The 10,830-nt window shown below is 70.4% G+C and carries 9 protein-coding genes; 1 reads left to right on the plus strand and 8 read right to left on the minus strand.

Annotated elements, in window-relative coordinates; genetic code table 11:
* The first annotated feature begins 116 nt into the window (after window positions 1-116).
* Window positions 117-1,346 carry a DUF349 domain-containing protein gene (locus ACWC24_RS39375; RefSeq protein WP_450667718.1) on the plus strand — a complete coding sequence of 410 codons (1,230 nt, stop codon included), beginning with the start codon at window positions 117-119 and terminating at the stop codon, window positions 1,344-1,346.
* An 86-nt stretch (window positions 1,347-1,432) separates the two neighbouring features.
* Here the strand turns inward: ACWC24_RS39375 and ACWC24_RS39380 are convergent, their stop codons facing one another.
* The 8 genes from ACWC24_RS39380 to ruvC form a co-directional block, all read right to left on the minus strand.
* Window positions 1,433-3,955 (minus strand): RelA/SpoT family protein, encoded by a 2,523-nt coding sequence (locus tag ACWC24_RS39380; RefSeq protein ID WP_450667719.1) that lies wholly within the window; start codon window positions 3,953-3,955, stop codon window positions 1,433-1,435.
* Window positions 3,956-4,137: 182 nt separating this feature from the next.
* Window positions 4,138-4,686 carry an adenine phosphoribosyltransferase gene (locus ACWC24_RS39385; protein WP_450667720.1) on the minus strand — a complete coding sequence of 183 codons (549 nt, stop codon included), beginning with the start codon at window positions 4,684-4,686 and terminating at the stop codon, window positions 4,138-4,140.
* Window positions 4,683-5,780, minus strand: a complete 1,098-nt coding sequence (secF, locus tag ACWC24_RS39390; protein ID WP_450667721.1) for a protein translocase subunit SecF — start codon at window positions 5,778-5,780, stop codon at window positions 4,683-4,685. Before secF ends, ACWC24_RS39385 begins: the two co-directional genes overlap by 4 nt.
* 1 nt (window position 5,781) lies before the next feature.
* Window positions 5,782-7,545, minus strand: a complete 1,764-nt coding sequence (gene secD / locus ACWC24_RS39395) for a protein translocase subunit SecD (protein WP_450667722.1) — start codon at window positions 7,543-7,545, stop codon at window positions 5,782-5,784.
* A 133-nt stretch (window positions 7,546-7,678) separates the two neighbouring features.
* Complete coding sequence (gene yajC, locus ACWC24_RS39400; RefSeq protein ID WP_450667723.1) at window positions 7,679-8,206, minus strand: preprotein translocase subunit YajC; 528 nt, start codon at window positions 8,204-8,206, stop codon at window positions 7,679-7,681.
* Between the two features lie 164 nt (window positions 8,207-8,370).
* Complete coding sequence (ruvB, locus tag ACWC24_RS39405; RefSeq protein ID WP_450667724.1) at window positions 8,371-9,441, minus strand: Holliday junction branch migration DNA helicase RuvB; 1,071 nt, start codon at window positions 9,439-9,441, stop codon at window positions 8,371-8,373.
* A gap of 61 nt (window positions 9,442-9,502) precedes the next feature.
* The gene (gene ruvA, locus ACWC24_RS39410; RefSeq protein ID WP_450667725.1) at window positions 9,503-10,108 is read right to left on the minus strand and encodes a Holliday junction branch migration protein RuvA; all 606 of its coding nucleotides are present in this window, start codon (window positions 10,106-10,108) and stop codon (window positions 9,503-9,505) included.
* Entirely contained in the window at window positions 10,105-10,635 is a 531-nt protein-coding gene (gene ruvC / locus ACWC24_RS39415) for a crossover junction endodeoxyribonuclease RuvC (protein ID WP_162468629.1), read from the minus strand. Before ruvC ends, ruvA begins: the two co-directional genes overlap by 4 nt.
* Window positions 10,636-10,830 lie beyond the last annotated feature (195 nt).

Genomic DNA, 10,830 nt, shown 5'->3' on the forward strand with positions numbered 1-10,830 from the left:
TTCGGCCGCGCTGGATGCGGACAGGCAACCCGCCGGTCGCCTATGTTGGCCGTGACGAAACTGTGGACGATGCCCGGGCGCCGAGGCCCCCGCAGGCATCATGTGGAGGAGGCGCTGTGAGCAGCGACCCGTGGGGCCGCGTCGACGAGACGGGGACCGTGTACGTGCGTACGGCCGACGGCGAGCAGGTCGTCGGTTCCTGGCAGGCAGGCTCTCCTGACGAGGCGCTGGCCTACTTCGAGCGCAAGTACGAGGGCCTGGTTGTGGAGATCGGCCTCCTCGAGAAGCGAGTCCAGACCACCGATCTGTCCGCCAAGGACGCGCAGACGGCCATCGACCATCTGCGCGAGCAGGTCGAGGCCCACCATGCGGTGGGTGATCTGGAGGCGCTGCGGGGCCGCCTGGACAAGCTGGTGGCGACGGTCGAGGCGCGGCGCGAGGAGCGCAAGCAGCAGCGCGCCAAGCAGTCCGACGACGCACGGCACGCCAAGGAGGCCCTGGTCACCGAGGCGGAGGAGCTGGCGCAGTCCGACCAGTGGCGGGCCGCCGGTGAGCGGCTGCGGTCCCTGGTGGACACCTGGAAGGGGCTGCCGCGGCTCGACCGCAAGTCGGACGACGAGCTGTGGCACCGCTTCTCGCACGCGCGGTCGGCGTTCTCCAAGCGGCGCAAGGCGCACTTCGCGCAGCTCGACGCGCAGCGCGAGGACGCCCGCCGGGTCAAGGAGCGGCTGGTCGCCGAGGCCGAGGCGCTGTCCGGCTCGGCCGACTGGGGTCCGACGGCGGCCCGCTACCGCGAGCTGATGGCGGAGTGGAAGGCCGCGGGCCGGGCCCAGCGCGAGCACGAGGACGACCTGTGGAACCGCTTCCGCGGTGCCCAGGACGTCTTCTTCGCCGCCCGCAGCTCGGTGTTCGCCGAGCGGGACGCCGAGCAGACGGAGAACCTGAAGCTGAAGGAGGAGCTGGCCGAGGAGGCCGAGAAGCTCCTGCCGGTCGGCGACCTGAAGGCGGCACGGGCGGCCTTCCGCTCGGTCAACGAGCGCTGGGAGGCCATCGGTCACGTCCCGCGGGACGCGCGGCCGAAGGTCGAGGGCCGGATGCACGCCGTCGAGCGGGCCATCCAGGAGGCCGAGGAGAACGAGTGGCGCCGGACCAACCCGGAGGCACGTGCGCGTGCCGCGGGTCTGACCGGTCAGCTCCAGGCGGCCGTCGACAAGCTGCGCGACCAGATCGAGCAGGCGCGCGCCCAGGGCAACACCGCCAAGGCGGAGAAGCTCGGGCGGGAGCTGGAGGGCCGTCAGGCGCTCCTGGACCAGGCGCTGAAGGGTCTGCACGAGTTCGGCGGCTGACCCGGCCCGCCCCGTGGTGACCGGAGGCCCCCGTACCTTGCGTACGGGGGCCTCCGGTGCGTCCGCGGTGCGTTCTGCGGCCGGTTCTACGGCCGGCGGGCCGAGGTCACCCGGTACACGTCGTAGACGCCCTCCACGCCCCTGACGGCCTTCAGGACGTGCCCCAGGTGCTTGGGGTCGCCCATCTCGAAGGTGAAGCGGGAGGTGGCGACGCGGTCGCGGGAGGTCTGCACGGCCGCGGAGAGGATGTTGACGTGCTGGTCGGACAGCACCCGGGTGACGTCCGACAGCAGCCGCGAGCGGTCCAGCGCCTCGACCTGGATGGCGACCAGGAAGACCGAGGACTGGGTGGGCGCCCACTCGACGTCCAGGATGCGCTCGGGTTCACGGGACAGCGACTCCACGTTGACGCAGTCGCTGCGGTGGACCGAGACGCCGCTGCCCCGGGTGACGAAGCCGATGATCGGGTCGCCGGGCACCGGTGTGCAGCAGCGGGCCAGCTTGACCCACACGTCGTCGACGCCCTTGACCACCACGCCCGGGTCGGCGTTGGAGCGGCGCTTGCGGCCGCGGCCGCGCGCGGGCGGGACGCTCTCGTCGATCTCCTCGGTGGCGGCCTCCTCCCCGCCGAGGGCCTGGACGAGCTTCTGTACGACGTTCTGCGCGGCGACATGCCCCTCGCCGATCGCCGCGTACAGCGACGAGATGTCGGGGTAGCGCATCTCGTGGGCGAGCGTGACGAGCGAGTCGCCGGTCAGGATCCGCTGGATGGGCAGGTTCTGCTTGCGCATCGCGCGGGCGATGGCGTCCTTGCCCTGCTCGATCGCCTCGTCGCGGCGCTCCTTGGAGAACCAGGCCCGGATCTTGTTGCGGGCGCGCGGCGACTTGACGAAGTTCAGCCAGTCCCGGGACGGTCCGGCGCCGGCCGCCTTGGAGGTGAAGACCTCCACCAGGTCGCCGTTGTCCAGGGTCGATTCCAGCGGTACGAGGCGTCCGTTGACGCGGGCTCCTATGGTGCGGTGGCCCACCTCGGTGTGCACCGCGTACGAGAAGTCCACGGGCGTGGCGCCGGCCGGCAGCGCTATCACGTCGCCCTTCGGCGTGAAGACGAAGACCTCGTTGCGCGAGAGGTCGAAGCGCAGGGACTCCAGGAACTCGCCGGGGTCCTCGGTCTCCTTCTGCCAGTCGAGGAGCTGGCGCAGCCACGCCATGTCGTTGAGGTGGTCGTCCTTGCCGGTGCTCCTGGGCGCGTCCGAGCGCACCTTGGAGGCTCCGGCGACGGCCTCCTGCTTGTACTTCCAGTGCGCGGCGATGCCGTACTCGGCGCGGCGGTGCATGTCGAAGGTGCGGATCTGGAGTTCGACCGGCTTGCCGTTGGGGCCGATGACCGTCGTGTGCAGCGACTGGTACATGTTGAACTTGGGCATCGCGATGTAGTCCTTGAACCGGCCGGGGACCGGGTTCCATCGCGCGTGCACCGTGCCGAGCGCCGCGTAGCAGTCGCGGACGGTGTCCACCAGGACGCGGATGCCCACCAGGTCGTAGATCTCCGCGAAGTCACGGCCGCGGACGATCATCTTCTGGTAGACGCTGTAGTAGTGCTTGGGCCGGCCGGTGACGGTCGCCTTGATGCGGGCGGCGCGCAGATCCGACTGGACCTCGTCGGTCACTATGGCCAGATACTCGTCACGCTTCGGTGCCCTTTCGGCCACCAGCCGTACGATTTCGTCGTACATCTTGGGGTAGAGAATCGCGAAGGCGAGGTCCTCCAGCTCCCACTTGATGGTGTTCATGCCCAGGCGATGGGCGAGCGGCGCGTAGATCTCCAGGGTCTCGCGCGCCTTCTTCTCCTGCTTCTCGCGCTTGAGGTAGCGCATGGTGCGCATGTTGTGCAGGCGGTCGGCGAGCTTGATGACGAGGACCCGGGGGTCCTTGGCCATCGCGACGACCATCTTGCGCACGGTCTCCGCCTGCGCGGCCTCGCCGAACTTGACCTTGTCCAGCTTGGTCACGCCGTCGACGAGCAGGGCGACGGTGTCGCCGAAGTCGCGGCGCAGCTGGTCGAGGCCGTACTCGGTGTCCTCGACCGTGTCGTGCAGCAGCCCGGCCATCAGTGTGGCCGGATCCATGCCCAGCTCGGCCAGGATCGTGGTGACGGCCAGCGGATGGGTGATGTACGGGTCGCCGCTCTTGCGCTTCTGGCCGCGGTGCCAGCGCTCGGCGACCTGGTAGGCCTTCTCGATCTGGCGCAGCGTCGCGGTCTCGATCTTGGGGTCGTTGCTGCGCACTATCCGCAGCAGCGGCTCCAGCACCGGGTTGTAGGGGTTGGCGCGCTGGACGCCGAGACGGGCGAGGCGGGCCCGGACGCGGTTGGAGGAGCCGGAGCGGGAGGACTGCCCGGACGTCGGGCGCACGGCGGACGCGGTCCCGGGGCGCTCGGACGCGGCCGGTTTGGGCCGTGCCTGCTCGGCAGGCCTCTCGGCGGGCGCGGGACGGTCGTGCTCGACCGCCCGCCGGGCGTCGTTCTTCGCGTGCGGCGGGGGCGTCGCCGTGGTGCCCGGGGCGGGCTCGGGCTTGGCGGCGGTCAGGTGCTGGGCCTCGTCTGCCAAGAGGACTCCTCGTGCGCGATCCGGGTCCCCCGGTCAGGCTCCGGAACACCCATCGTAGCGATCCTCGGCCGCGGGATCGCCTTCAGGCCGTCGTGAGGGCCGAGTACCCGTGAAACGCAAGAGGCGGGCACCGGATTCCTCCGGGCCCGCCTCGATGCCGTTCACCGTCGACCGGACGGTGATCAGACGGTGATCAGAGCCTCCAGCGGCGCTCCGCCCAGGGCCGCCTCCAGGCGGGGGCGGCCCGCGAGGAAGCCGAGCTCCATCAGGACGGCGGCGCCCGCGACCTCGGCTCCGGCCCGGTGGACGAGCTGGATCGCGGCCTCTGCGGTGCCACCGGTGGCGAGCACGTCGTCGACGATGAGCACGCGGTCCTGCGCGCTCAGGTCCTCGGCGTGCACCTCGATCTCGGCGGAGCCGTACTCCAGGTCGTAGCTCTGGCTGAGGGTCGCTCCGGGGAGCTTGCCCGCCTTGCGTACGGGGATGAAGCCGATGCCCGCGCTGACGGCGACGGGGGCGCCGAGGATGAATCCCCGGGCCTCCAGCCCGACGATCTTCGTGGCGCCGGTGCGCCGGGCGATCTCCGCGAGGGTCTCGGTGAGCGCGGTGAAGGCCACGGGGTCCGCCAGGAGCGGCGTGATGTCCTTGAACATCACGCCCTGCTCCGGGTAGTCCTCCACGTCACGGATCCTGCTGAGCAGCAGGGTCGTGATGTCGGTGAGCTCGGTCATCGACGCCTGCCCGACGGTCGGCCCCGGCCCCGGGTGCGCGGGCCGACGACCGCGGCGGCCCCGTCCTGCGGCTCGTCGCCGTCGGCGGAGTGCGCGGACCGTGCCTCGGCGTACTCCTCCTCGGCGGCGGCCTGGGCGCGCTTGGCCATGACCCGCTTCTTGAGGGCCTTCATCTGCGGCTCGCGCTCCTTGAGGTCGGCGACGAGCGGCGTGGCGATGAAGATCGAGGAGTACGCGCCAGCCGCGAGGCCGACGAACAGCGACAGCGAGATGTCGTTGAGCGTGCCCGCGCCGAGCACACCGCCGCCGATGAACAGCAGGCCCGCGACCGGCAGCAGCGCGACCACCGTGGTGTTGATGGAACGCACCAGGGTGCTGTTGATCGACTGGTTGGCGACGTCGCTGTAGGTCCAGCGGGTCTGCTTGGTGAGGTCCTTGGTCTGCTCCTTGAGGCTGTCGAAGACGACGACCGTGTCGTAGAGCGAGTAACCGAGGATCGTCAGCAGACCGATGACCGTACCGGGCGTCACCTCGAAGCCGACCAGCGCGTAGATGCCGACCGTGATCGTGATGTCGTGGATCAGCGCGACCAGCGCGGCGATGGCCATACGCCACTCGAACGCGATCGCGAGGTAGATCACCACCAGGATCATGAAGATCGCCAGGCCCTGCCAGGCCTTGCTGGCGATCTGGTCACCCCAGCTGGGGCCGACCAGGTCCGCGGCGATCTGCTCCGAGGGGATGTTCAGGTCCTTGGACAGAGAGGTCTTGATCGCGTCGGACTTGCCGGTGTCCACATCGGAGATCTGGATGCGCAGCTCGCCCTTGCCGAGCTTCTGCACCACCGCCTGGTGACCGGACGCCGCTTCCGCGTACTGCTCCGCCTGCGAGACCGAGACACTGGTCGACGGGGTGGTGAAGACGGCACCGCCCCTGAACTCGATGCCCATGTTCAGGCCGCGCACCGTCAGGCCGAGGATGGCCGTGATGGTGATCAGGATCGAGATGCCGTACCAGATCTTGCGGTTGCCGACGAAGTCGTAACCGATCTCGCCACGGTGCAGTCGGGCGCCGAGGTTGCCGAGTTTCGACATCTCACGCCTCCTTCGTCTCGGCGGGGGCGGAGGGACGGCGGGTGCTGCGCAGCGGCGGCTTGGCACCCAGTCGCTTCGGGTCGAGGCCGGACCAGCTGTGGCCCTCGGCGAAGAACTTCCTGCGGGCCAAGATCGTCATCAGCGGCTTGGTGAACAGGAAGACCACGACCACGTCCAGCAGGGTGGTCAGACCCAGCGTGAACGCGAAGCCCTGGACCTTGCCGACGGTGACGATGAAGAGCACCGCGGCGGCGAGGAACGACACGAAGTCGGAGACCAGGATGGTGCGCCGGGCGCGCGGCCAGGCCCGCTCGACGGCGGGACGCAGGCTGCGGCCCTCGCGGATCTCGTCCCTGATGCGTTCGAAGAACACGATGAACGAGTCCGCGGTGATACCGATCGCGACGATCGCACCACAGACCGCCGGCAGGTTCAGCGCGAAGTGGATGGTCGGGCCGAGCAGCGCCATGATCACGTACGTGAGGATCGCGGAGACCATCAGCGAGGCGATCGCGATGAGCGACAGACCCCGGTAGTAGAGCACCAGGTAGATCACGACGAGCGCGAGGCCGATGGCACCCGCGATCAGACCGGCGTGCAGCTGGTCGCCACCGAGGGCGGCGGTCACCGTGGTGACGCTCGCCTCCTTGAAGTTCAGCGGCAGCGCACCGTACGACAGCACGTTGGCGAGGCTCTTGGCCTCCTCCTGCGAGAAGTTGCCGGAGATCTCCGCGTTGCCGCCGGTCAGCGCCTGCTTGACGTACGGGTCGGAGACGACCTCACCGTCCAGGACGATGGCGAACTGGTTCTGCGGGGACTGCTGCTGTGCCAGCTGGCCGGTGACGTCGGCGAACTTCTTGGCGCCCTTGGACGTGAAGTCCATGGTCACGGTCCAGCCCGCGGCGGTCTGGGTGTTGTAGATGGCCTGGGCCTTCTTCACATCCGTGCCGTCGACCTGGGCGGGGCCGAGGATGTACTTCTGCCACTGGCCCTGCGAGTTCTGACCGCAGGCGACGGTGGAGTCCGTGGACTTGACGTTCTTGCCGGCCTTCGCACGGTCCGTGGGCTTCGCGCAGTTCAGGGCCGCGTACTCCGCTTCCAGCTTGCTGGTCGCGGCGTCGGCGGAGGCGCTGGCGGACGGGGAGGCGGAGGCCTTCGCGTCGCTGGAGGCCGAGCTGCTCGCCGACGGCGTGGCGTCGTCCTTCAGGGCGTCGGTGACCGCGCGGCCCTGGGAGGTGGCCGTCGCCGACGGGGTCGCGGAGGCGGAGGGGGACGCCGACGAGGTCGCCTTGTCGGTCGCCTTGTCCGAGGCGCTGCTGGAGGCGCTCGGCGACGGGCTGGCCGTCGCGGCGGCACCGGAGATCTCGGTCGCGAGAACCGGACGGAAGTACAGCTTCGCGGTGGTGCCGACCGCCTTGCGGGCCTCTTCCGAGTTCGTGCCCTTGGGGATGTTGACGATGATGTTCCGCGTGCCCTGCGTCTGGACCTCGGCCTCCGAGACACCCAGACCGTTGACACGGCGGTTCATGATGTCGACCGCGGTGTCCATGTTGGTCTTGTTGACCGCGGACTCCTGGCCCTTCTCGGGGACCGCCTCGAGCGTGATGCTCGTACCGCCGGCCAGGTCGATGCCCAGACGCGGAGTGGTGTGCCCGGAGGCGAACATCCCCCCGGTGAGCGCCGCGATGGCGATCAGGATCAGGGCCAGCGAGCGCCCCGGCTTGCTCTGGGCGCTCGCGTTCCGGCCCTTTTTAGGTGCTGCCACCTTCTCGTACTCCCTCTCGGGCCGCTCCGCGCCGGGTCAGCGCGGCAGCGGCCATGCCATGGTGTGGGGGACCGCTTGCGAGATCCGTTTGTCCGGGGCGCGCGGACCAGGTCCGCGTGTCCCCGCACACGTCTTACTTCGCGTCGGTGTCGCCGTCGGTCTTCTTCGGCTCTTCGTCCGTCTTCGCCTCGACGGCCTTGTCGGCCTCGTCGGCCTTGGTCTCGGCGGTCTCGGCGGGCTCGGCGGGCTCGTCCTTCTTGCCGAGGTCGACGGACTTGTCGCCGGGGAGGGCGGCAGCGTCGTCGGCGGGCTCGTCGGCCTCGGTGAGGGAGGAGGCGTCGTCCGGGACGACCTCGGTGTCGGACTTCAGGTCGTGCTCGACGCCGTGGACGATGCGGTTGTACTCGTCGTCGGTCAGGACCGCACCGATGGCGTTCTTGGCGAAGAGCAGATCCACACCCGGACCGGCGTCGACGAGAACGGTGTCCTCGTTGACTTCCTTGACCGTCGCATACATGCCCCCGATGGTGCGGATGCCGCTGCCGGGCTGCATCTCGTTGCGCATCTGCGCAGCCTGCTGCTGCTTCTTCTTGGCCGACCGGGTCATCAGGAACATGGCCCCGATGAGCACGATGAACGGGAGGAGGGTCACGAGACTCACGGGTCGGAACTTCCTTCACACGACCGCGAAGGTGAGCGGCCTGATGGTTGGGGGTATGTGTACCGCCGAGAGAGGCGGCATCGGCGGAGTCTAAGCGAGTCCGCGCGCAAGGAACAACGCTCAGCATCGCACCAGGGTTCCTGCCGCGGCCAATGCGCGCGCCGTCACGCCCCGAACAGGTCTCCTTGTCCGTTTCCCCCGGCCGAGGCACGGGGCGGGGTGAGTCCGAGGTGCGCCCAGGCCGCCGGTGTGGCCACCCGCCCGCGAGGGGTACGGGCGAGCAGCCCCTCGCGTACGAGGAAGGGTTCCGCGACCTCCTCCACGGTCTCGCGCTCCTCGCCCACCGCGACCGCCAGCGTCGACAGACCGACCGGACCGCCGCCGAACAGCTTCAGCAGGGCCTGGAGAACCGCGCGGTCGAGGCGGTCCAGGCCGCGCGAGTCGACCTCGTAGACCGCCAGGGCCGCCGAGGCGATCTCCGGGGTGATGAAACCGTCCGCCTTGACCTGCGCGTAGTCGCGCACGCGGCGCAGCAGCCGGTTGGCGATACGGGGCGTGCCACGGGAGCGGCCGGCGATCTCGGCCGCTCCCGCGGGGTCGATCTCGACGTCGAGCAGGCTCGCCGAGCGGTGGATGACGCGCTGCAGCTCGGCGGGTTCGTAGAACTCCATGTGTGCGGTGAAACCGAACCGGTCGCGCAGCGGGGGCGGCAGCAGACCGGCCCGGGTGGTGGCGCCGACCAGGGTGAACGGCGGCAGTTCGAGGGGGATCGCGGTGGCGCCGGGGCCCTTGCCGACGATGACGTCGACGCGGAAGTCCTCCATCGCCATGTACAGCATCTCCTCGGCGGGCCGCGACATGCGGTGGATCTCGTCGAGGAAGAGGACCTCGCCCTCCTGGAGCGAGGAGAGGACCGCCGCCAGGTCGCCCGCGTGCTGGATGGCGGGGCCGCTGGTGATGCGGATGGGGGCGCCCATCTCGGCGGCGATGATCATCGAAAGGGTCGTCTTGCCGAGGCCGGGCGCGCCGGACAGCAGCACGTGGTCGGCGGTGGCGCCGCGCGCGCGGGCGGCGCGCAGCACCAGGTCGAGCTGCTCGCGGACCTTCTCCTGGCCGATGAACTCGCCCAGGTCCTTGGGGCGCAGCGCGGCTTCGACGGCCTGGTCCTCGCGGTCGGCGACAGAGCCCACCAGCCGCTCGCCGGCGGTGGCGTCGGTCGTGTCGTCCCAGTTCATGGAGTGTGCCTCGGGGTCTCGTGGGGGCGCGGTGGCGCGGTGGGGCCCGGTCGCCGACGGGTCAGCGGGCGCGGTTCAGGGTCTGCAGGGCCGCCTTGAGGAGCTGGCCCACCTGGGGCGTGGCGCCCGCGGCCTCGGCCTGCGGGGCCACGGCGGACACGGCCTCCTCCGCCTCCCGGGTCGCGTAGCCGAGGCCGATCAGGGCCGCGTGCAACTGCTCGCGCCAGCCGCTGGTGACCGCGGTGCCCACGGCGGGGGCGCCGGTCGGCGCGCCGAGCCGGTCCTTCAGCTCCAGCAGGAGCTTCTGGGCGCCCCGCTTGCCGATACCGGGGACGGCGACGAGCGCCTTCTCGTCGCCCGAGGCCACGGCTCGGCGCAGGGCGTCCGGGGTGTGCACGGCGAGCATCGCCTGGGCCAGCCGGGGGCCGACCCCGCTGGCCGTCTGGAGCAGCACGAACACCTGGCGCTCGTCGTCGTCGGCGAAGCCGTACAGCGTCAGCGAGTCCTCGCGGACGACCAGGGAGGTGGCGAGCTTGGCGGGCTCCCCGATCCGCAGGGTCGACAGCGTGTTCGGGGTGCACTGGACGGCCATGCCGACCCCGCCCACCTCGATCACCGCGGTGTCGGGAGCGAGTGCGGCGACCGTGCCGCTGACGAAGGCGATCATGCCGTACGGCCTTTCGATGTGTGCAGGGCGACGGCCTGCTGGAGTCGGTTCTGCGCGGGGGCGCGCCAGATGTGGCAGATGGCGAGGGCGAGGGCGTCGGCCGCGTCGGCGGGCTTCGGCGGCGCGTCGAGCCGCAGCAGACGGGTCACCATGGCTCCGACCTGCGCCTTGTCGGCCCGGCCGCTGCCGGTGACGGCGGCCTTGACCTCGCTGGGGGTGTGCAGGGCGACGGGGATGCCACGGCGGGCCGCGCAGAGCATCGCGACGGCGCTGGCCTGGGCCGTGCCCATCACCGTGCGCACGTTGTGCTGGCTGAACACCCGCTCCACGGCGACGAATTCGGGCCGGTACTCGTCCAGCCACTCCTCTATGCCCTGCTCGACCGCGAGCAGACGAAGGCTCAGCTCCGCGTCCGCGGGCGTCCGGACGACACCGACGCCGCGCATCGTCAACGGGCGTCCCGCGACGCCCTCGACGACTCCGACACCGCATCGGGTCAGTCCTGGATCCACACCGAGTACGCGCACCGCGCTCCTTCTGCCGCTCGCCTTGTCCGTCCTGCTACGTCAGGCTATCCGGCGGCACCGACAACGCACCCGAGCCGGGGTCGGGACCACCGGACGAGCGTCGCCTCCACGACCACCTCGTCCGCCGGGTTCGGGCGCTCGCCGGTCTCGTCGTACTGGAAGCCCCGGACGAAGGAACCGTCCAGTTTCAGTACG

It is taken from the genome of Streptomyces sp. NPDC001443 (genome assembly GCF_053597355.1).